Source organism: Nostoc sp., from assembly GCF_036917195.1.
In the GTDB taxonomy this organism is placed as follows: domain Bacteria; phylum Cyanobacteriota; class Cyanobacteriia; order Cyanobacteriales; family Nostocaceae; genus Nostoc.
In genome coordinates this window covers 75,591-97,344 of sequence record NZ_JBALDG010000068.1, presented here as the reverse complement: position 1 = coordinate 97,344, position 21,754 = coordinate 75,591, and the positions used below count along the sequence as shown (strand labels likewise).

The 21,754-nt window shown below is 43.6% G+C and carries 18 protein-coding genes and 1 pseudogene; 7 read left to right on the top strand and 12 right to left on the bottom strand.

The window, feature by feature from the left end:
* Positions 1-75: 75 nt before the first annotated feature.
* Positions 76-759, bottom strand: a complete 684-nt coding sequence (ispD, locus tag V7K40_RS22735; RefSeq protein ID WP_334963692.1) for a 2-C-methyl-D-erythritol 4-phosphate cytidylyltransferase — start codon at positions 757-759, stop codon at positions 76-78.
* Between the two features lie 69 nt (positions 760-828).
* Here ispD and V7K40_RS22730 point away from each other — a divergent pair, with 69 nt between their 5' ends.
* Positions 829-1,788: a glycosyltransferase family 9 protein gene (locus V7K40_RS22730; RefSeq protein WP_334963690.1), complete on the top strand. Its 960-nt coding sequence runs from the start codon at positions 829-831 to the stop codon at positions 1,786-1,788.
* A 390-nt stretch (positions 1,789-2,178) separates the two neighbouring features.
* Here the strand turns inward: V7K40_RS22730 and V7K40_RS22725 are convergent, their stop codons facing one another.
* On the bottom strand, positions 2,179-3,093 hold the full coding sequence (locus tag V7K40_RS22725; RefSeq protein ID WP_334963688.1) for an aromatic alcohol reductase: 915 nt from the start codon (positions 3,091-3,093) through the stop codon (positions 2,179-2,181).
* 84 nt (positions 3,094-3,177) lie between these two features.
* Positions 3,178-3,648: a CRR6 family NdhI maturation factor gene (locus V7K40_RS22720; RefSeq protein WP_334963739.1), complete on the bottom strand. Its 471-nt coding sequence runs from the start codon at positions 3,646-3,648 to the stop codon at positions 3,178-3,180.
* A 371-nt stretch (positions 3,649-4,019) separates the two neighbouring features.
* Between V7K40_RS22720 and V7K40_RS22715 the strand changes: the two genes are divergently transcribed.
* Together V7K40_RS22715 and V7K40_RS22710 are read left to right on the top strand one after the other, a co-directional pair.
* Positions 4,020-4,421, top strand: coding sequence for a hypothetical protein (locus V7K40_RS22715; RefSeq protein ID WP_334963686.1), 402 nt, complete (start codon positions 4,020-4,022; stop codon positions 4,419-4,421).
* A 435-nt stretch (positions 4,422-4,856) separates the two neighbouring features.
* Entirely contained in the window at positions 4,857-5,303 is a 447-nt protein-coding gene (locus V7K40_RS22710) for a Fur family transcriptional regulator (protein WP_334963684.1), read from the top strand.
* Positions 5,304-6,770: 1,467 nt separating this feature from the next.
* Here the strand turns inward: V7K40_RS22710 and V7K40_RS22705 are convergent.
* The gene (locus V7K40_RS22705) at positions 6,771-7,121 is read right to left on the bottom strand and encodes a hypothetical protein (protein ID WP_334963683.1); all 351 of its coding nucleotides are present in this window, start codon (positions 7,119-7,121) and stop codon (positions 6,771-6,773) included.
* Positions 7,122-7,295: 174 nt separating this feature from the next.
* Positions 7,296-7,436, bottom strand: coding sequence for a hypothetical protein (locus V7K40_RS22700; protein WP_334963681.1), 141 nt, complete (start codon positions 7,434-7,436; stop codon positions 7,296-7,298).
* A 143-nt stretch (positions 7,437-7,579) separates the two neighbouring features.
* On the opposite strand from V7K40_RS22700, the gene V7K40_RS22695 reads away from it, so the two are divergent.
* The 3 genes and pseudogenes from V7K40_RS22695 to V7K40_RS22685 form a co-directional block, all read left to right on the top strand.
* The gene (locus tag V7K40_RS22695; protein ID WP_334963679.1) at positions 7,580-9,361 is read left to right on the top strand and encodes a DUF3685 domain-containing protein; all 1,782 of its coding nucleotides are present in this window, start codon (positions 7,580-7,582) and stop codon (positions 9,359-9,361) included.
* Between the two features lie 141 nt (positions 9,362-9,502).
* The gene (locus V7K40_RS22690) at positions 9,503-10,213 is read left to right on the top strand and encodes a phosphatidate cytidylyltransferase (protein WP_334963677.1); all 711 of its coding nucleotides are present in this window, start codon (positions 9,503-9,505) and stop codon (positions 10,211-10,213) included.
* 235 nt (positions 10,214-10,448) lie between these two features.
* A pseudogene (locus V7K40_RS22685) lies at positions 10,449-10,568 on the top strand (P-loop NTPase); the annotation flags it as partial.
* Positions 10,569-10,575: 7 nt separating this feature from the next.
* Here the strand turns inward: V7K40_RS22685 and V7K40_RS22680 are convergent.
* The 7 genes from V7K40_RS22680 to V7K40_RS22650 form a co-directional block, all read right to left on the bottom strand.
* Positions 10,576-12,030, bottom strand: a complete 1,455-nt coding sequence (locus V7K40_RS22680) for an NAD(P)/FAD-dependent oxidoreductase (protein WP_334963675.1) — start codon at positions 12,028-12,030, stop codon at positions 10,576-10,578.
* 279 nt (positions 12,031-12,309) lie between these two features.
* A complete protein-coding gene (gene cobD / locus V7K40_RS22675) occupies positions 12,310-13,437 on the bottom strand; it encodes a threonine-phosphate decarboxylase CobD (RefSeq protein WP_334963673.1) in 1,128 nt (375 codons plus the stop codon).
* 26 nt (positions 13,438-13,463) lie between these two features.
* Entirely contained in the window at positions 13,464-13,748 is a 285-nt protein-coding gene (locus V7K40_RS22670) for an HU family DNA-binding protein (RefSeq protein WP_103137906.1), read from the bottom strand.
* A 623-nt stretch (positions 13,749-14,371) separates the two neighbouring features.
* Positions 14,372-16,735 (bottom strand): AMIN domain-containing protein, encoded by a 2,364-nt coding sequence (locus V7K40_RS22665; protein ID WP_334963671.1) that lies wholly within the window; start codon positions 16,733-16,735, stop codon positions 14,372-14,374.
* Positions 16,736-16,873: 138 nt separating this feature from the next.
* Positions 16,874-17,650: a pilus assembly protein PilO gene (locus V7K40_RS22660; protein WP_334963669.1), complete on the bottom strand. Its 777-nt coding sequence runs from the start codon at positions 17,648-17,650 to the stop codon at positions 16,874-16,876.
* On the bottom strand, positions 17,647-18,423 hold the full coding sequence (locus tag V7K40_RS22655) for a PilN domain-containing protein (protein ID WP_334963667.1): 777 nt from the start codon (positions 18,421-18,423) through the stop codon (positions 17,647-17,649). The genes V7K40_RS22660 and V7K40_RS22655 overlap by 4 nt, the downstream gene beginning before the upstream one ends.
* Positions 18,424-19,072: 649 nt before the next feature.
* Positions 19,073-20,179: a type IV pilus biogenesis protein PilM gene (locus V7K40_RS22650; protein WP_334963665.1), complete on the bottom strand. Its 1,107-nt coding sequence runs from the start codon at positions 20,177-20,179 to the stop codon at positions 19,073-19,075.
* A 269-nt stretch (positions 20,180-20,448) separates the two neighbouring features.
* Between V7K40_RS22650 and V7K40_RS22645 the strand changes: the two genes are divergently transcribed.
* Positions 20,449-21,747 (top strand): sugar ABC transporter substrate-binding protein, encoded by a 1,299-nt coding sequence (locus tag V7K40_RS22645; protein WP_334963663.1) that lies wholly within the window; start codon positions 20,449-20,451, stop codon positions 21,745-21,747.
* The last annotated feature ends 7 nt before the right edge of the window (positions 21,748-21,754 follow it).

The window sequence follows — 21,754 nt, the reverse complement described above, 5'->3', positions numbered from 1 at the left end:
GTTGAAACTCTTAAATTGGGCATGGGGCATGGGAAAAAACCTAGAGAAAGTTTCCCCTCTACCTGTTCATTTTCATCAAAAGCCTCTACTTGTGAGAATAAATTCTGCGATCGCTAAATCTTGTCGAGTGGTCACTTTTAAATTTGTCTCCTCTCCCTCGACAATTCGGACTTCAATACCGCACCTTTCAAACAAAGCGGCATCGTCAGTTACTTCCCAACCTTGACGCACACCTTCAGCATGGCACTGTTTCAACAACTTGACATCAAATCCTTGGGGAGTTTGTGCCGCCCACAATTGTCGTCTATCGGGTGTTTCTTGAATTATGCCTTGTTGATCGACAACTTTGATCGTATCTTTGACGGGTACACCAGCAATTAAACCGGGACAGTGGCGAATCGCCTCGGCACAAGAGTTAAATAAATCTGATGTGACAAGGCATCTAGCACCATCATGAATCAACACTTGTTCTGCGGCTACTGGGAGGGACTGCAAGCCATTGTAAACAGATTCTTGGCGGGTGGAGCCACCTTGAATCAATTCCACTGGTTTAGTCAGCTTCAGATCGGCGATAATTGCTTTCAAGTCAGACCAATCAGCAGGCTGGTAAATAATCCCGATCCAATTAATTGTACTTGCGGCTTCTGCGGCTAATAGAGTCCAAGCAATAATTGGTTGCGATCGCACGAGCAGTAGGAGTTTATTGCGGTTACTCCCCATTCTTTTTCCGATTCCCGCAGCTGGAATTAGTAAATACACAGAATTCCTCAATCTTTAAGCTATATATTTTCCCCTAAAATAGGGAGCGAGTAAGCGTCAATAAATATTATGCGAGTAGTAGCCCTTGTACCTGGCGGAATTGGCGACCAAATTCTCTTCTTTCCGACTCTAGATGACCTGAAGCGCCATTACCCTGATGCTCAGATAGATGTCGTTGTTGAACCCCAGTCAAAGGCTGCCTACCGAGTGAGCAAGTCAGTTCACGAGGTGCTGAACTTTGATTTTCAAGACCGTAACAGTTTGGCAGATTGGGGTAACCTGGTAGGCATAATTCGCGATCGCGAATACGATGTTGTCATTGCTGTGAAGCAAAGTTGGTTGCTGGGTCTTTTGCTCTGGTTGACAGGAATTCCCATACGCATTGGCTACCAAGGCAAAGGTTCGGTTTTTCTGAGCCACACTGTGCCATTCAAACCATCCCAGTATGCGGCGGCGGTATATCATGATTTGCTCCAACCATTGGAAATAAATAGCCCTGTCCCAGAGCTAGCAGTAAATGTGCCAAAACCAGATATTGAGTGGGCACAAAAGGAACAAAAACGCTTAGGGGTACATGAAACAGGCTATATCTTGATTCATGGCGGTTCTGGTCAGTTATCCCAGGCTAAAGAACCGGATAAAATCTACCCTGTCGAGAAGTGGCATCAAATTATTCAAGCCTTCCAACATAAGCAGCCGGATCTGCCTGTGGTGGTTATTAAGGGACTTGATGATCAGCAGTTTATGCGATCGCTTCTGGAGTCTTCTCCAGATATCAAGGTGACTGCCCCAGATGATATTGGCAAGTTAACTGCTATAATTGGCGGGGCTAATTTGATGTTGTCTACTGATAGTGCGGCACTACAACTGAGCGTTGCAGTCCAAACCTATACCATTGCCCTATTTGGGCCCAGCGATCCAGCTAAGTTGTTGCCGAAAAACGATAAATTCCTGGCCATTGAATCCCCCACGGGAAAAACGGCGGATGTTTCACCAAACGCAGTTTTGGAGAAAATTTGGGGTGGCTGAACCAGCAGTTTGTCCCAATTTCTGCAATCAGTCTATTGGATATCCAATGTAGTTATGCGTTTATTAAATGACCGCAAAACTGGACATGATAACTAAATTTTGCGGTCATTCAGTATTAAAAAATACGCTAGAAAACTAGATTTTTCTCTGCATTTATGCCGGAGAGGACTAAATCCATGTCCCATTAGTAGTTTGTAAAGAAATAATTGATGGTTAAGGATTGTTCGTAGTTTGCGTTTTAGCGAAGACAGCGCAAACTACGAACTTATTAAATCAAAGTTGACTGTGCCAATTTGAGATTTGAGATTTTAGATTAAATTTCTTCAAGAGGCTCCCAGGTTTTTGACGGTCTCCGTATTTCGGACAGCGGAATTGATCGTAACCATGCACTCATCTCTTCAAATTCTCCCTTGACCACCTCTCAACATCCACAACCTCCTTCCCATCCTTCCAATTAAAGCTTTTCTCCAAATCCCAACTCACACCCCTCCCTTCTGCAAACACGACCCTATACTTCTTAAGCGAATTCTCTGGATCTTTCGCCAACTCCCTCTTTAAAAACTCCACACTCCACTTTTCTCTCCTCACCTCCCTACCGAGAACGCTCTCTACAATATCCGCCACCCGCCCATACGTCACTGTATCCCCAGCTGTAAACACTACCTCATTCCTGAACCTCGGATTCTCCATAAAGACAATTTCCGCCGTCAGTGCCCCTATATCCTCTGGTGTTGTCACCGTTACAGCCGTCTCCCAGCTTCCTAGCGCTCGCACAACGGATTCATCTAAATCAACAACCCCAAAGGATCTCTCAAAGAGAAAACTCGTAAACATCCCCGTAGACACTATCACCCATTCCGTTTTGCTTTGGCCTCGCAATAAATCTCGTATGTCTAATTGCACGTCGAATAAATCTTGGGCTGAACCTCGGCCAATAACATCATAGTCCATCCCAAATTGCCACGGGAAATACCTCGCCACGCCCGCATCTAGGACTGCATGGGCGATTTTCAGTTGGATACTACTTCCAGCTACAAAGCCCACACAACTAATGACAGTATGATAGGGTCTGAAAAGGGCAGATAGGTCGGAACTAGAGCTATTAACAACATCTCCAGGGAGAAACCTGATGCCAAGAGCTTTCAGTTTGTCTAATTCGGTCTGCTTTGTCGGTGTGCTAGGAGAGTTTATTGTGCTTTGGCGGAGGAGAACGGTGATGGTTGTGTCTGTTGGGGCGAGTCGCGCGAGATTGTGCAGCATAGAGAGGCCAAGTTCACCTGCGCCGAGGACGAGGATGGAGGTCATGATTGATGAATAGAAGGGTAACGTTTTATCTTAAGCAATCCACGATTTAAATACAGTAGTCGTTGCACTTAGCGATTTAGCAATTTAAAATATCTCAAAAAAAGCATCATCTAATTCATAACCCAGCATTTGGGCCATAGACTTCAGCCGCGATAGGCTGGGGATGCCCTGTTGTTTGAGCCAATCACCTAAAATAAAGATTTTATGCATCAAAAATATTTCTAAGGCTTCAGGATTATACTGAATGCCTTCTTGAGAACTGAACTGGTGTGGTACAAGCATGGCGGCATAACGAACAAACTCTCCAGCTTTCCAATCTAGTAAAAATGCTAACCAGGGGTATTTGGCATCTAGGCGCACAAACCACAGCCGCACCTCTGGAATTTCTGAGAGTTCCCGTGGATCGCCAGGTTCAAGATCGTAATTGATATCAAAACGTAGCTGCTGTTCATGGGATGCTACCCCATCTTGCAGCAATTGTTCAATCACCGTTGACGCAGGCGACAGATCCAGATTGTTAATGAAGTCATTATTGAGTGCGATCGCGATTGTCATTGATTCAGCAGTCACTTTCTTGATGCTCAACTGTAGGATCGACAATCTACAGTAGCAGCTTTCAGGGATTGACGCTAGATTGACCTTCACTCACTTTGACTTTGTTCTTTAAGTAGTTGAATTTACAATCAAGCATGTGATGACTTTGACTTTTCGCGTTAAGTCTCTTAAAATCGCTGCCAGTCGTCTTTACCAGACCAAGGCAAACACAGAGGTCATGCAATTTTAACCAGCCTCGTCACAAGACCTGGATGCCAGTTGGTGTTTTTTCGATGTTCTAGGTAGCCATCAAGACGAGCGACAGCAACCAAGCGCCCAACTAACTGTTACCACCTTGGGTAGTTTAGGAGATTTAGCTTTCAAAATCCGAATTGGGATGTATAGACGGGGAATTAGAAGAGGTAGAAACACTGCTTGAGAAGGCGGCTGATCGAGTCAGGCGTGAGAAGTTAACAGTTAGACCAGCGAAAGAAATGCAGATATTTGAAGTAGTTGGCGATCGCCTATATGTACCAGATTTTGAATATCTATCAGGTGAATTGCTCTATACCTCAGCTACAGAGGGAGTTAAAAACCCCAAAGTTAAGGCTTATGTCGATTCAATTTTGCAGTTTGCGATCGCTCCGGGTGGCGAAGGAGCAAATTTTCTGGCGAAATTGAGCAAACACCTCGATCACTATCAGACGATAGAAGCTGGGATATTGCAAGAGTTTACTCCAACAACTTTGATACTTTTGCTTAGTTTTCGCTCGTTACAACAAATATACATCTAGTTGCAAGCCTTGATACGAACCGCTGGCGATGCCTGCGGCGGGCTACGCCTACGCAATTCACATACACCGGATTTGGCTACACTTGAATATTACTTTTAGAATTACAATAATTACTTATATTTCAATAGAAATTGCTACACCATTAACATAGTATGTGATTAGAATTAGCCTACTTAAAAAAGGCAACGCCTGCCCCAAGGTAGACATTTGCAGCAATTTTAAGTTAAAGTTGTAATGAGTTTGTTTTATATAAAGGTCTGACAAAGTAGCCGTCAACAACCAAAAAAATCATTATCACCACCTGTCACTTCCGCAGCATCAAAAGCCAAAACACAAGTACAGGTAAAAATCTGCTGTGCAATATGATTGCATATATTAAATAACCAAATAAACGTTGAAATGAAAAAATTTTCCTAACAGTTAAGAAGCTGTAATATGCAAAAACAAACAATTCCTACAAAACCAATTCGTTCTCTAGAAGATGCCCTTGAGCAGTGTCAAATCTTGGGTATGCGCGTTAGTCGTCAGCGTCGCTTTATTCTGGAATTACTTTGGCAAGCAAATGAACATCTTTCTGCTAGAGAGATTTACGATCGCTTGAACCAACAAGGAAAAGAAATCGGTCATACCTCTGTTTATCAAAATTTAGAAGCATTATCTAGTCAGAGCATCATTGAGTGTATTGAACGCTGTGATGGGCGTTTATACGGCAATATCAGTGACTCTCACAGTCATGTCAACTGTATAGATACAAATCAAATTCTTGATGTTCATGTGGAACTGTCAGAAGATTTTATCCGCAAAATTGAAGAACAAACAGGAGTACGGATTACTAACTACAGTATTAACTTTTTTGGCTACCGCAACCCACAAGAAAGCTAATGAGAGTTAGAAAGTGGGAGACGCGATTAATCGCGTCTGTACAGGAGTTAGGAGTTAAAAGTCTGGATTCTAGCTTTCCTAGCTAATAAAACCTAATAACCATTAGTCTCATCAATGGGGTTATTGCCAAAAACTGTTTCGTCATCATCGGCATGATCATCTAAATCTACTAGTAATAATTGTGCCTTCGCAGCTTTCAATTAGTCTGCTCGTAGGAAGTTTGTTCCATTTGTTATCTGTGTTTGTCGTAATTTTCACGGTGTTTAAAAAGGGCTATTGCGATGCCTGCGGCGGTAAACTACGCAAATGTTTCAATATTTGAAAGCAGTCTTTAGAGAATAAAGCACCATTCTCGATGGCTAATTATTCAGTCTTAGCGAGGATGGCATCAAATAAGCAGGCGTTGGTGAGATTTCCTGAATTAAGGTCCCCATGAGGTTTGCCTGTTGGAGGTTTAATAATGGCAGTTTGCGGACTTGTCAGATTGCGATTTAATTGCTCATGTTTTTTATCTGTTAATACTTGAGTTTGTCTGTAGAAAATAAAATTTTATTTTTTCTATCTTTTCTATCCTAACTGATGATTTAACCCGACTTATTTCCCGAAAGCCTTATTGTTCCGTCTATTAAGTGCTTACGATCACACTTGCATTAGAATCGCTAAAACCATTGTCTAGTAGGCATTTCGCATTTGCCGATAAGTCTATAAACTACCTGAGTTAAAAAAGAATTGAAGAAATCGCTTTTTTAACTTCATAGCAGTGAAACTTTTAGGCAATGCTGGAGAGTGGCAAATATGTATACCAGGCTTATGTGAGTGAGAGCGGTGCGAGTCTTTACTGAGGTGCTCCAGATGGGATACTACTTTTTATTAGTCTAACTTGACTTTTATGGATATAACCTTCTTGATGATGACCGCAACTATAAGTATGATACCACTCTCCTTCAGGATAAATATCTATAGTCTTTACTGAGGTTATCCTACAAAGAACTCTACTATTGGTATTGGGTTTCACCCTAACATTTGATGGTGGGTCGAAAACAACACCCTTTGCAAATTTTTGAGCGTTAGCTAAAGGTGTTTTGAGAAACAAGGACATGGCACTTATTAAAGTAATACTAGTACCAGAAAATACTATTTTTTGAATTCTTTTCTTCATATGTTTGCCAATTTTTTAAGGTGATTTACAGCGCATTCTATCTCTAACTTGAGAAACAATCTATACTTACACATTAACAAAGATTTACATTTAAGCTAAATTAGTGCCCTGGCGGTGAATTGTTTATTGAGTTTCAGTATTATTTTTAGCTTTTGCAAATAACTTGTTTGAGTTGTTTAACTATCAATACTTTATGGCTTAACGATTAGAAATATTGAACGCCGATACCAAATTTTACATCATTAATTATACTATTTATTTACTGAGTTTAGCACTGTAACTACCGCCCAACGCAGTGGTTCCTCCTTTTAGGAGAGAGGAATGGAAGTGAGATCAGAGTGTATTGCATCCATAGACGCGTAGCGATGAAGCAGCGCGGTCTTCTCCCATTCGTGAGAGGCTAGCGCCAAGGAGTTTCCCCCATGAGCGACTGCACCAAGCCGGAGGGCTTCCCGCATGGTACGAGCGAGCGCTATAGATTCCTCAGCTAAATTAATTTGATGACGTTGCGAGTGCAAGATTTTGAGAGCGTAATCTTGGATCTGCTCAAGTAAATCTTGGGGATGACGACCAGCGAGTAAATTAGCGATCGCGCGCTTTTGGAGTCTGGTAGATATAAGCCGATCCTGAGCGCAGTAGCATTGTCTTAATCCCACCAATTAGCGGATAGCCCAACAACCATCGACTCAAGAGATGATAAATTTCCCATAACAGATAAGACTTTTAAGTATTAGCAGCTAACTGCAATAGTTCATTATCTAGTAGTCCATCGTAGTACAAAATGCTCAACAAATGCAGCATTAGGGGTTGATGGACAAGGGCAGATAATTCTCTTAACTTTGATTGGCTGGCAAATAAGCCTGTGTTTTTTCAGAATGTAAAGAAATTTTGAGCGATCGCCCCACTGGAAATCCTCTGATTTGATTGATTGCGATATAGGGTTCTGTCAACCAGTGCCGAATACTCAGGTTCATTTAATTACACAGTGACGGCTGCCTATGCCAACTATGATCGATTTATCAGTTTGCGAAAACAGGTAACAATCGGGAAGACAAAGTTTTGTATCAAAGCTGTTTTCTGATTGGTAAAAAACAGTACTTGAGTAATTGAGTAGAGTATGAGCGATCGCCCTCTAAAATTATTGTTAATCGACCAAGACCCAATTTTTCGTCTGGGATTACGGGTAGCTCTGGAAGCAATTAGTAACCTGCAAGTTACAGGAGTGGTAGAAACTGATACTGCTGCCTTGCAAATTTTAGCAGAAATTGCCCAAGAGAACCCTAATCAGGTAAATTTGGTGGTTTTGGAATTCGGTAATGGCCGCTCCACCACCAGTCAGCAGCTAGGTTTACAATTCTGTCGGCAACTCAGAGCCTTATATCCCAACCTGCCAATTTTACTCCTCAGTTCTGTTCAAGAACAAGGACTACTCTTAGCTGCGAAATCTGTTGGTATTAATGGCTACTGCCCCAAAGGCACACCACTTCCTGAGTTAGTCGCCGCCATGCAAGAAGTTGCAGATGGTGGTTCCTATTGGTTTCAGGACACGGAAGCAATAATCACTCCTAATTCCTCACTCCTTATTGCTCCTAATCCCCAGAGGGGGCTGCGAGTTCCCCACTCCCCACTTCCCTTTTTTCGACTACGAAATAATTTACGTTTGTCAGGAATTGCTTACATTGACGCTACCCTAGCCGCAGTAACAGCACAATTACAAGTTCCCGGACTACCAGTATTAGATCGAGCAATTCTGGCTGGACAGCGGCGAGAACTGCTAGCGGCTCGTTGGTTAATAAATCGGTTGTTGGTTTCATCACAAGAAAGGCAAGAGGAACATATCCCCGTTGCTGATCAGCCGCCTCTGGTTCCTTCATTGAGTAGTGCCATTCAACAAAGGCAAACTGTGTCACCTTTACTTAGTCCGGGAACACTACAATCTGAGTTGTTTGCATCTTGCGTTACCAAACTTCAATTTTCTTTACTAAATGTCACTGATATCCCTTTAGAAATTGACATCTTTCGTGAAGATAAAAAACGGGAATTACTTTATCTTATCCTGCAAAAATTGGCTGAACAGTTAGATGAACTGCGTGCTTCTCAAATAGAGATAAATCAATTATATGAGGTAAAATTTATCTTATTACGTGATTTATGGCAAGCAGCAATTACAGATTTTTTTGGGAAATTTTCTCGGATAAAATTAGGAAATAAAAATATAGAAATTGTTAATTTTTTGCTCACAAATACAGAGGTTGTGCAAAGAGATATTCTCAATAAAATTCCCCTATATTGTGAGTTTTATTCTTATCTGCTATTTCAAACAGAATTAAACATTGAGAATACTTCTTATCCAGTAGTGAGCGCTGAAGCCAAGTCCCAAGCATTAATGATTTTAGAGAACTTGTTGATTCAGGTAGCGAATGGGGTAGTGCAACCACTGCTAAACTCTTTAGCAGATGTAGAAGCGATTAAAAAAAGATTTTATGGACGCCAATTAATTTCCACACGAGAGATTGAACGATTTAGAAATGATTTATCGTGGAAATATCGTTTAGCTATTTATATAAATGAGCCAAAAGCCGTTTTTGAAAGTCGGTATGAGCTATTTGTAATTACGCCTCGTGGCATTGCCAATACTTCAGTTTATGCCCCTCGAAATCAGGAGTTAGTAAAACTTTCTAATATTCCTTTAGTAGTGACGTTACTCCTAGAATTTAGTGATGCAATCGCACCGCGTTTAAAATCACTATTAGCTTTTTTAGGTAGTGGTATAGTCTTCATCCTCACCCAAGTAATCGGTCAGGGTTTAGGTTTAATCGGTCGTGGTATTCTTCAAGGTATTGGTAGTGTTTCATTAGTAGAAAAGAACTTTAAACGAAATAGCGATCGGTCAAAATGAAGAAGCAGGGGAAGGAATACTATTGATAATTGACCAATGCCCCATACAACTCTTGGAGAGGCTGCGCCCTAAGCGTAGCTATGCCGCAGGCTTTACGGCAACACTCAGTACAAGTGCCCAATCCCCTATGACAAATGACAAATGACTAACAATGATTTTATCGGGCTAGCAATTTCTTATATTTACGCGATTAGTCTGCTTGTGATTGGCGAGGGACTGCGTAGGCTGTTTGCTGTGAAACCGGATTTGACTCGCAAAGTGATCCATATTGGTGCAGGGATGTGGGTCTTCGGCGTCCTGCTGCTATTTAAGCACTGGGAAATCGGAATTATACCTTTTGCTACCTTTATCGGACTTAACTACCTGTTTTACCGCTACCGAATCATCGGCGCAATGGATACCCAGGATAGCTCACCGGGCACAGTTTATTTCGCTATCTCAGTGACACTGCTTTTCGGGCTACTGTGGCGACCAGACGGGCCAGTAGATAGCGCCCCAATCGCTGTAGCCGGGATAATGGCGATGACCTGGGGGGATGCACTAGCAGCATTAATAGGTAGACGCTTCGGACAGCATAAATACCAAGTGGGAAATTCTGTGCGTTCCTGGGAAGGTTCGGCAGCAATGTTTGTAGCGAGTACAGTGGTCATTTTCTTAGTGCTGTTGCTGCTACCTGGTTCGTCACTAAGTCCCCTAGCAAAACCTTTTAGTTTGGCATGGGTCTTTTTGACCGCAGTAATAACCGCTACTTTCACCACCCTAGTAGAGGCAGTCTCACCCCACGGTACAGATAACCTCAGTGTGCCTCTGGTAGCTGCGGGGGTAGTGTGGGTAGTGATGCAGGGATTTTAAGGCACTCCCAATTACCTCGTTCCCAGTCTCCGGCTGGAATTTCAGTCATTAATAATAGTAACAATATACATATAATTACACTAGCCATTGACACCACCTCACAGTTAGCCCCCAGAGATGGTGTCATTGCTATTACCATCAGCGATCGCATCATCACCTGGAGTGCCAGAAATAGTATCGTTTTGGTTAGTAACAGTAATGTATAGCACCAACTGCAATCGCAACCCTAGCAGTAGATGTGGAATGGGGCGAATTGGATTATTTATTGATAGATTTACCTCCCGGTAGAGGTAATGCTCAAATAACAATTATCCAAGAAAGCCCAATTTGTGGAGTTATTTTAATGACAACTCCCACCCCACTCACAAATTCCAATTGCGGCGAAAATGGAAAAAGCCTTCTAAAAACTCTTGCAAAGCAATATTGCTATTTAATCTCTGCTTACTCCACTCTCTTGCAGTTTGTTCCAGAATTTCTGAGAAACTGGGATAGACAGGAGATAGATTTGCTAAATCTTTGACTTTAATTTTTTGGGAAATTGCCAAAGCAATCAAATTAATCAACTCTCCAGCTTCTTTCCCCAATATCGAAGCTCCCAAAATTTCACCGTTGCCTAGCACAATTAATTTATACATACCAGTAGTTTCGTCCCTAAGTTGGGCTGCTGCCACTGTTTTAAAATACTGTCGCAAAACTAAGACTTTATCTCGACCAAATTGGCGTTTTGCCTGCGCCTCTGTCAAACCCACTTGCGCCACCATCGGTACAGAAAACATTGCCCAAGGAATGGAGTGATAATTTACTTTTAACCTGGGGAAAAAGAGTGCATTGTTCAGGGCAATTTTTGCTTCATAATTAGCGATATTGGCAAAGTCGTAACCACCAATTACATCACCACAAGCGTAAATGCGGTGGTTAGTAGTTTGTAGTTTATCATTCACTACTAAGCTACGCCGATGCCATTTCACGCCTACCGTTGCCAAATTTAGGGATTCAAAATTCGGCTGTTGTCCAGTCGCCACTAAAATTTCATCAGTTTCAATGGCTTTATCTCCTGCTTGAATCCACTTTTTATTCTCAATTAGCCTCACCTGAGTTACTGGTTTATCAGTGAGGACACATACACCTTCAACTTCCAACTGTGCCTGAAGCAATATGGCTATCTCAGGGTCAAGATGGGGTAGAACATAAGGATGCTTGACTACCAGCGTCACACTGCAACCAAACCGCGCTAAAGTTTGAGCGATTTCAATGCTTTGGGGAATCCCGCCAATAATTACCCAATTTTTGGGTAATGTCGCTCCCTTTAAGGATTGCCAAATATTAGATAGGGTAAAGTAGCCAGTGGCTTGCAATCCTTCAATCTCTGGAATTTCTGGACGCGAACCACTGGCCAGCAAATAGGTACGGGCGCGTAGTAGGCGATTGTTAACAGCAAAAGCGAGTTGGGGTGAAGATTGAAATTGACCACTACCAACGATGACATCTACCCCCAGCGCGGCTAGGATGCCTAGAGAATGCTGTTCTTTGAGATTTGAGACGATGCATTGAGCATACAGCATCGCCTCTTGCCATGCCATAGATATGTGGCATTCTTCTGAGATATCAGCGTGTGTAGCATGAATACCAAAACTAGCGGCATCATTCAACTTCTGCGCCAGTTTACCGATTTCGGTAAGAGCATGGTGATCAGTAAACCCGTAGTCTACTTTGGGTTCCACCAGGGCAACTGTAGCACGTAGTTGGGTGGCAGCAAGGGCAGCGTAGTATCCAGCAAGACTACCACCAATAATTACAACATCGTAGTCAACGGTCACGCGAATTTAAAGTTAGGAGTTAGGAATTAGGAGTTAGGAGACGCGATTAATCGCGTCTGTACAGGAGTTAGGAGTTAGGAGTTAAAACCCTTCTTATAGGGTTTCTGCGTTGAGTTCAATACAGACCTAGCCCCCAGCCCCTTCCCTGCAAGGAAAGGGGAGTAAGATTCAAAGCCTCTCTCCTAAAAGGAGAAAGGAATGGAAGTGAGGTTAGAGTGGATTGCATACAAACGATCGCTCGCTATAAACTCATAACTCATAACTTATAACTTATAACTCCTAACTCTCTTTTAGCGCTGTTAGTAAGCGTTGGTTATCGGACTCTTCACGTACAGCAACCCGGAAAAAGCGATCGCCTAGTTCTTTAAAACTAAGGCAATCGCGGATTAAAATCTGGTGATGCTGGAGTAATTGTTGCTGTAACTGCGAAGTAGACTGTTGGGACTCAACTAGTAAAAAGTTAGCAGCACTTGCTTGGGGTTGCAATCCTGGGATTTTAGCTAAACCCTGAAAGAGTTGGTTTCGTGCAGGTGATAACCATGCCCAGGTTTGCTGTTGAAACTCCGTATCCTGGAGGGCTGCAATTGCTGCGGCTGCCGCTAGTGTATTTACGGGCCAGGGGTCACGCCATAGCTGCCATTTAGCCAGCCAGTTGGGGTGTGCGATCACATATCCCAATCGCAGTCCTGGGAGACTGTAAAATTTGGTCAGCGATCGCAATACTACTAAATTTGCATATTCCTGCACCACCCCAATCAGGCTTTCTTCCTCATTGGGCGGCACAAAATCCATAAATGCTTCATCCACCACAACCAAAGCAAATTGCTCCAGGTAGGGCAAAATAGAGTCCCGCGAAAATAGTTTTCCGGTTGGGTTGTGGGGGTTGTTTAGCAGTAAGGCGCAGTCAGTAGATCCAAGTCCTGAGTGCTGAGTCTTGAGTAGAGCTTTTAACTCAGCAACACCAGTTGCTACAACTTTAGGAAAGTTAGCAACGCACTGGCTCCTCAGGACTGGTTGCTCAGAACTAATCAGCGGACACTCCAGCACTTTAGCGTTGTATGCTCTCAGGGTTCGGTAATAGTCGCCAAAGGCTGGAGTGATTAAAATTGTTGCGGCTAATTGAGCTAATTCCCTACCTACTAAAGTGAGTAATTCTGCGGAGCCGTTACCCGGCAGAATCCACTCAGGCGGCAATTGATGGAAGTGACTGAGAGCTAGTCTCAGTTCACTATAGTTTGGGTCTGGATAGTGCTTAAGATTACCAATTTGGGACAGGATAGCAGCGATCGCGCTGTTTGGAGGCCCCAACGGGCTGATACTAGCAGAAAAATCCAGAATAGCGTCAGGGGGACAGCCAGCCAGTGCTGCTGCCCAGGCTAAATTTCCCCCGTGTGCAGGTTGCCGCATTAAAAAAGGGTTCCAGAAGATAGAACCTATGATTTTGGGGGTGCTACCTTTTCTCTAAACAGTTTTCCTGCCGAGAAAGCAGGAACCCTCGTCGCTGGAATTTCCATTTTTTCATTTGTTTTCGGGTTGCGACCTTCGCGGGCTTTACGTTCCCGTGATTCAAATGAGCCAAATCCTACCAGCGTTACCTTATCACCAGAGGAAACTGCTTCAATAATCGTTTCCAAAGCGGCAGTTAAGACTGCATCCGCTTGTTTCTTGGTAACACTAGCCTTTTCAGCTACGGCATCAACTAATTCACCTTTGTTCATGTCAAACTCCTGAAGGTTTACTTGAGATTCTTTACAGATGCACCCTGGTGCATCTGTACTAAAATCTTTGTTCGCAGAAATACAAAAATCATCCTTTGGGAGTATTTTTACTCAAAATGGCTGTACATCCCATCGGCTCGACTTTTCAATGAATCATTCTAAGGTGTTGTAGCCTGATGTGGATAGATGAAACCATTAATTTATATAGATTTCAGGATGTTTTGTCATTTTAGGGTACTTATTTCACTAAAAACCACCCCAAAACTAGGAAAAAATACTTATTAAAACTGCGTTCGCTAAGGGAGCAGGGGAGTGGGAAGGTAGGAGATGCTTAGTATTTGTTGAGATTAATTAAGGATTTGAAGAGTTATTGAAAATCGAAGCCTTAGATCCCCGACAACTTTTACGAAGTCGGGGATCTTGTTGACTTTTCACCTCATCTGGAAAAATCAAAGCCTCTCCCTGTCCTGACTTTTTAGCTAAATACAAAAGACCTCTAAGAGGTTTTACTACGCAAAATCGTCCCTCTCCGACTCGGAGAGGGACAGACTTGAACTTTAGTTCAAGGCAGGGAGAGGTTTGAGGATTTGAGCCAGAGGTGACTCACCTACCCATTATCTTTATTACTTACTAGGAAGCTTCAATCCCCGACGCTCAAGGATTTGGCGCACTTCTGGACTGGGGGTGTAGTTATAGCCGTAGGAGGAGTTTTCAGAGTCGTCCATGATTTGAGGTGTGAGTAACACAATCACCTCATTGCGCTGATTCTGTCTGTTTGTACTTCTAAAGAGTGAACCAATCAGCGGAAGATCACCCAAAATAGGAATCTTGGAAACAGTTGTCCGGTCTGCATCTTGAATGATGCCTGAGAGAATTAACGTTTGACCATCTCGCAGGCGAATCGAGCCAGAATTAAGAGAGCGTTCAGATACCAAGAATATTTGTTGGCTACCACCCCCGCCAACATTGATGGTAGCTGGAGCTTGGGGTGCTTTGACAACGGGAGCTACCGATAGAGAGACAAAACCGTTATCGTCAATCCGCTCAATTTTGACAGCTAGGGTTAAACCTACTCGGTCTTTTTCCGCTGAAATCGTTTCTGTAGCAAGATTCGTATCGCGAACGATTTCCCTTTTAATATTGCCTACCACTTCCTGAGTCAGGTTGACATTAGCGGTTTGACCTTCTTGGACAATTAAGGTCGGGTCTGTCAAAATCTTGGCGTTACCATTTTGCACTTGAGCCTGCAAGCTAGCGAGAAGACGCTTAGGAAACTGGAATATGCTGGGCAAGCTGTATGTGGTTGTTGAAGGGGTTGTCGTGGTTTGCTGCTGAAACTGAGTCGGTGTACCAGTAGCAGGATCAATCGCAGTTGGCACAATTGAAGTTGTACTTGTTCCTGGTGTAAATGCTGTTATACCTGGTTGTACTGGATTAGAGTTTACGCCAGCGCTAGCTGTTCCTGCATTTGGGTTAAGAAAAACATTTGAGCTTTGAAGTGGATTAGCAGTTGTAGGTGTACTAGTCACACTAGTTGATGCTTCAGCTCTTGTAGCTGGTCTGGAACCGCCAAAATTCAGAGATGCTGCACCGCCATCATTTGTAAAGTAGTTGTTGCCGATGCCAAAAGAAAAGCTGGTGTTGTAGTCCTGGGTGTTCAAGAGGTTAACATCGACAATCTTGACATTGACTACCACTTGACGACGACGGATATCAAGCTGAGTTAGTTGAGCCATCGCCATCTCAACTAGCCGGGGAGGGCCAATCAAGGTTAGAGAATTAGTGCGCTCATCTCCTAATGCCTGTAAACCTCTCAGTAATGGGTTAGAGTCTGTAAAAGTAACGCGTTGAGTTTCAACTCTGGTTTCTGTGGTCGTCTGAGTTTGGGTGATAGGCGCAACTCCAGTACCCACGGGTACAGCATTAACGCTAGTAACTTGTCGTTCGCGGCTGACGGCACTTTCTGCTCCCAAGCCGACCAAAAAATTCAAAGCAACTCCCACTGTTACCTGATTGAGTCGCAGGCTACGCATAACCATGTCACGGGTGGAATTAGGTAGTTTAGGTCCAACAAAAATTGTGCGATTACTGCGGTTAGCTTCCAAACCACTCAAGCGCAAGACGTAATTAAACACATCTTGCACTGGCTCGTTTTCTATATCCAGGGAGATTGTTTGAGAAGTTGCCTGACTTCCAGCACCAGCAGCTTGCTCACCTCCAACATAAGCCAGGTTCAAATTAGCAGCACGAGCAAGCAGTGACAAAACCTCACGCACCGGCGCATCTCGCAGTACTAGGCGGGGTACACGTTCCTGAGTTCCTAAGTCAATGGCACTAGGAGAAGCATCAGTATTGGAGATGGCAATATCTCCTACAGGTGGGGCAACGGCTCTCGGTAAAAAAGGTGGCGCCTGACTCACAGGTTGACCTGTCCCAGAAGCTTGTGCAGGTTTTCCGTCAATGGTGATTTCCGGGTTGGGAACCAGAACACCTGGCTTTTGACCCGGTTGGACTGGAGTAGTAGCAGGCGGTGCTGTGGATGTTGGCGCTGTTGGCGTTGGTGCTGATGCTATAGTGCCTGCGGATGGGCTAAACCTGAGTGTAATTCCATTTGGCGATCGCACCACAGGTTGACTGCTAGGTACGTTGTTGCTGCCAGTTACCGTCACCCGGATGCTATTGGCATCAAGCTGACTAACCTCCACGGAGGCAATTCCTGGTGCTGGGCTATCTTGACGAAAACTATTGCCTTGTGGTAATCGTAATTGAGTATTGATAACATCTGCGACTAAAGCCTTACCTCTTTTTGTCGTGAAAACTTGCGAGCGCGACCCTGAAGAAGTTTTCAAAGCAACACTAATTCCACCATTAACTGGATTTAACTGTACATTAGTAACTTGACTAATTTGTGCCCAAACTGGTTGAGCTGCCAAAAATACAAAAGCGGCAGTACCTAATATAAAGCTATTACCGTGAAGCTGTTTCACAGTTCATTCCTCACTTAATAAAACCTTGTTTACAAACAATTGTGAATAGTTAGGAGTGAGGAGTAAATAGTCAGGAATGATAACTCATAATTCCTAACTCCTGTACAGACGCGATTAATCGCGTCTCCTAACTCCTAATTACTTTTTCGGGGCAGTTTTAGCAGCCGCAGCCGCAGCCGCTGCTATTTCTTCTGGACTAAGTGGCATCAATATCTGTAACTGGAATGATGTATTAATCGCTGCTGGGCCTACCTGCACAGGCGTTTTATCTAATGGGGATCTTGACTCTACTGGAGCCAAAGTTGCTTGATAATCTTTAATTATTAACAAAGGCTGTAAACGCTCAATGTTACGGATTATTGATTGCGTTTGTTCATAAGTTCCTGTAATTTCGGCATTGATGCTGCTACGTTGCAGCTTGCCGTCAACCAGTGGTCCTAGACTTCCATCGATAATTGGTTCTGGTTTTTGAGAAACTGGTACAAATTTATTCAGTTTAGCTCTTACTGCATTTATAGAAGTTGGAGTATTGCCAGACTCAACTAAACGGTTCATATCCAACAGCAATGTATCCGAAGTTTTTTCGTTAGCAAATAAACCTAAAACTTGAACTTTTTGCTGTTTTGCCTGTGCTAGTTCGTCTTTAACTTTGTCAATCTGTTTGATATTGGCTTTTTTTTGGGCAACTTGCGCTTGCAGTTCCAAGCTTTTTGCTTGCTGCTGCTGATAGCTTTCCCAAGCTGGCATTAGCAGGTTTAACAATATATAAGCTGCTCCCGCTAAACCAATTACCCCCAGCAAGATCCCAATAATTTGTGGTGTGAAGGTAACGCCAAAGATCACGAGGGATGCTGGCGCTGCAGAATCAAATTCCCCACCATGTTCGGCAAAATTTAAATCATCACTCAGCGTCATTTTGAAATGACTCCTGTTTGTTGCATACTACGAATTCGAGTCACTAACCCCACTGTGCCTTTTTTTTCTAACTCCCGGATTAATTCCGAAGCTGGAACATCGTTCATGCTCGATTGAATAGTGTATTTAACTAGTTGGGGTGGCTTAATTATTACACTAGTAATAGGTTGATCCACACCTGGTGTTAAGGGAGCATCTACTAACGTTGCCGTCAGAATTCTGCTTTCTGTGGACTTCAAGAACTGAGACTGTTGTAAAATTAATAAGAAATCATTGACATCGTTAAAAGAACGAGCCAATCCAGTAATTTCTAATCCTCCGGCGGGATTGTTTGCTGGCTGACCTACCGCTGCTGCAATTGGTGGGATTTGCTTGATATTCTCGATTTGCACTGCTGCTGGGGTGCGATCGCGCAAATCTTGCAGCATTGCTGACCAAGGTCGAATCTGGTCAAATACACTGACCAAAGCTTGGGTTTCCCCTTTAATTGCATTCGTCTCGGCTTTGATTTTGTTAATATTTCCTATTTCTGTATCTAATCTCTTGCTTTCTTGGTCAAGTTGTGCAATCTGACCATCTAATTCAACAATCTTCCCTTGCAAAAACCACCAACCAACTCCCAATAAAGCTGGAAGACCTAGACACACTGCAACTCCCACATATACTGGTGTTAAATTCCCCGTAGGCAGGTTTAGGGATATACCTCCCTTTCTCTGAGGCTTTTCCTGGTATGCTGGGCGGTCTTTAAGAAAGTTAACATCCAAACTATACATTTTCTCACACCAACTAGAGATAAATATTATGGTTTGAGAATTCTCAAACAGCGTGATTAGTCAAAACAGACAATCCCTTCGGCTTGGTGCAGTCGCTCATGAGGAGCCACTGTGGTGGACGGGTTAAGAGGCATAAAGGAGGCAGTGCGCCCAAGCGGTTTCCCGACTTGTCCCTTGCGCGTCTCCCTTAGGAGAAGCAACTGCCGTCAAGTGGCGTGGAAACCCCCACACGCTCTCTACCAGACGCGCAAGGGACGCGGACTTTAACGCTGCGCTATGCGCGGCATCGTCTCACGCCACTTGACGCCAGTCCGCTCAAGTCGGGAGACCATGCACGGCAGTTCCTCCTGGGGGAAACCCCCATCGCCCTTGGCGTCTCCCTTTAGGAGAAGACCGGACTGCCGACGCTCCTACGGACGCTCGTTCCTCGCTACCGCTTCGCTAACGCTAACGCTGCGCTAACACCACACGGCTGGCTCCTCTACTTGGGGAAACCCCTCTGAGCGAGTGGCTCCCCTTCTCTCAAAGGGAGAGGCGATCGCCTGCCGTAGGATGCCCAAACGCGAGTGCGTCTCCTTTAGGAAAAGGGCTGTAGGGAGAAGAGCGCGCTGCTTCACCAAAATTTAAAATCCAAAATCTAAAATTGGTATTACACCTCCCGCATTCCTAGACCAAGTACAATCGCCAAGCCAGAGCGTTGCACCTGTGGATATTTATCAGTGTCAACTTCCAAGGACAAAGCCCCAATTGGATCTATTTGGGTAGTTGGTAAGCTCAATCGTTGGGTAAAGAATTCATCTAGCTGTTGCAGTCCACCTCCTGGGCCAGCTAATAAAATCTGCGCTACCTCCAAATTTTCACTTTGATTAAGGTAAAAATCGATGGAACGGCGCAGTTCATCCGTTAGTTCTCCCAATACTCTCAATATGGCTGCCATCCCAGGATCGAGTTCGGTCACGCCGGTTTTCCCACCGTCTATGGGAGTTGGGGGAATAATCATTCCGTGTAAGAGTTCCATATCTCGTGATGTGGGTAAGCTCATTGTCCTTGCTAAGGCAGTTTGCATTTGATAAGTCCCGATTGGGACTGTGCGTGAAAATTGCGGCACTCCGTTAACGATGATGGCGATTTCTGTACTGTCGAACTCTATATCAACTAATACTGCTGCTTCTTGCGGCCCAAACTGTCGCAATTGCTCGCGAATAGTCCGAATCAGAGCAAAACTGTTAATTTCTAAAACATCGATTTCTAATCCTGCTTGCTCGAATGTACTTATATAGGTATCCGTTATCTCTTTGCGGGTGGCTACTAGGAGTACATGTACTTTTTCAATGCCATCTTCATCTACAAAGTACCCAAGTTTCTGATAATCTACATCAGCCTCTTCCCGAGGATAGGGTAAATATAAACCTGCTTCATGGTTTAGCACCATTTCCCGCAATTCTTTGTCATCTAACTCTGCTGGCACAGGGATGATCCGAACGATGGAATCTCGCCCTGGTACACCAGTGGCGACGCGAGAAGTTTTGATTTTGCTCTCAGCTAGCGCCTGCTGGATTAATTGCGGCATTGCTGCGGGGTCGGTGATTTGACCATCGGTAACTACGCCTTCTGGAACTGCTACTGATGTAAAGGTTTCTAGTTTCAAGACTTGACGCTGCTTGCGTAGCTGAACTACATTTACCCGTTCGGGAGCAAGTTCAATACCGACCCCTTTATTCGATTTGCCAAACAGACGATTGAAGCTTTGTACCACAGTTGTGCCCGCTGGACTGCTAAATTGAAAATTTAAATGATACTAAAAACGGACTTGGTGCTAGAGTCATTAATGAAAAACCTAAGCCCCCAGCCCCCTTCCCTACAAGGGTTGGGGGAGCTAAACTCCACTCTCCAAAGCAAAGAGGGGTTAGGGGAAAAGTTCTTCCAGGATTACTGAATTGGTGTTCTAGGTAATTTATTTAGCCTATAATCTCGACAATTTTGTCTAAGCTTTTCACACTGAGCAAGCGTAAAAATACTGGGAAAATGATTCAATTGCGAAAATTTAAACAACTTGTTGCTTTTGTACTGCTTGGCTTATTAACCAGTTGGATTGTAAGTTGCAGCACAGGTAATGTTAGTACAAGTACAAAACAAGCTAGTTCAGGAGCGGCAACTGTTGAGTTTTGGACGATGCAACTCCAACCTCAATTTACCGACTACTTCAAAAGCCTAATTGCGAGTTTTGAATCGCAAAATCCAGGTATAAAGATTAACTGGGTTGATGTACCTTGGGCGGCGATGGAGAACAAAATTTTAACTGCTGTCTCAGCAAAAACGCCACCTGATGTAGTTAACCTCAATCCGGGTTTCGCTTCCCAACTTGCGGGACGAAATGCCTGGTTAGATTTAGATGCAAAAGTCTCAAACGATGTACGTTCCTCCTATCTACCAAATATCTGGAAAGCAAGCACGCTTAATGGCAAGAGTTTTGGGATTCCCTGGTATCTCACCACACGGTTAACCATTTATAACACCGATTTATTAAAACAGGCAGGTATCAATAAACCACCTGCAACCTACAGAGAATTGGCACAAGCAGCTCAACAAATTAAAGATAAGACTGGCAAATATGCCTTTTTTGTGACTTTTGTACCACAAGATTCTGGTGAAGTGCTGGAATCTTTTGTGCAAATGGGAGTCACCCTAGTTGATGCTGAGGGGAAAGCAGCGTTTAATTCAGCACAAGGTAAAGCAGCGTTTCAGTATTGGGTAGACTTGTATAAAAAAGGGTTGCTTCCAAAAGAAGCTTTGACGCAAGGACATCGCCACGCGATCGATTTATACCAATCTGGAGAGACTGTGTTTCTTGCTTCTGGACCAGAGTTTCTGAAAACGATCGCTAATAATGCCCCGAAAATTGCTCAAGCTTCGGGAATAGCCCCTCAACTCACTGGTGAGACAGGCAAGAAAAATGTCGCGGTGATGAACATAGTTATTCCCCGCGACACTAAACAACCAGACGGTGCTGTGAAGTTTGCTTTATTTGTTACCAATGACGAAAATCAGTTAGTCTTTGCTAAAGCTGCAAATGTCCTACCTTCTACAGTCAAAGCATTGTCTGATAGTTACTTTAAAGATATTCCACCTAATGCTTCAACAGTAGAAAAAGCGCGAGTTATTAGTGCTAAAGAACTACAACAAGCAGAAATATTAACCCCGACTTTGAAGGATTTCAACCTTTTGCAAAAAGCAGTTTATGAAAACTTGCAAGCAGCAATGTTAGGCGAGAAGAGTGTGGATAAAGCTGTAGAAGATGCGGCACAACAGTGGAATCAAAGATAAATTTTGT

Coding starts and splice junctions, on each gene's coding strand:
- V7K40_RS22730 (WP_334963690.1), top strand. CDS start 829: ATGCGAGTAGTAGCCCTTGTACCTGGCGGAATTGGCGACCAAATTCTC.
- V7K40_RS22725 (WP_334963688.1), bottom strand. CDS start 3,093: ATGACCTCCATCCTCGTCCTCGGCGCAGGTGAACTTGGCCTCTCTATG.
- V7K40_RS22720 (WP_334963739.1), bottom strand. CDS start 3,648: ATGACAATCGCGATCGCACTCAATAATGACTTCATTAACAATCTGGAT.
- V7K40_RS22710 (WP_334963684.1), top strand. CDS start 4,857: ATGCAAAAACAAACAATTCCTACAAAACCAATTCGTTCTCTAGAAGAT.
- V7K40_RS22700 (WP_334963681.1), bottom strand. CDS start 7,436: ATGAACCTGAGTATTCGGCACTGGTTGACAGAACCCTATATCGCAATC.
- V7K40_RS22695 (WP_334963679.1), top strand. CDS start 7,580: ATGAGCGATCGCCCTCTAAAATTATTGTTAATCGACCAAGACCCAATT.
- V7K40_RS22690 (WP_334963677.1), top strand. CDS start 9,503: ATGACTAACAATGATTTTATCGGGCTAGCAATTTCTTATATTTACGCG.
- cobD (WP_334963673.1), bottom strand. CDS start 13,437: ATGCGGCAACCTGCACACGGGGGAAATTTAGCCTGGGCAGCAGCACTG.
- V7K40_RS22670 (WP_103137906.1), bottom strand. CDS start 13,748: ATGAACAAAGGTGAATTAGTTGATGCCGTAGCTGAAAAGGCTAGTGTT.
- V7K40_RS22660 (WP_334963669.1), bottom strand. CDS start 17,650: ATGACGCTGAGTGATGATTTAAATTTTGCCGAACATGGTGGGGAATTT.
- V7K40_RS22655 (WP_334963667.1), bottom strand. CDS start 18,423: ATGTATAGTTTGGATGTTAACTTTCTTAAAGACCGCCCAGCATACCAG.
- V7K40_RS22645 (WP_334963663.1), top strand. CDS start 20,449: ATGATTCAATTGCGAAAATTTAAACAACTTGTTGCTTTTGTACTGCTT.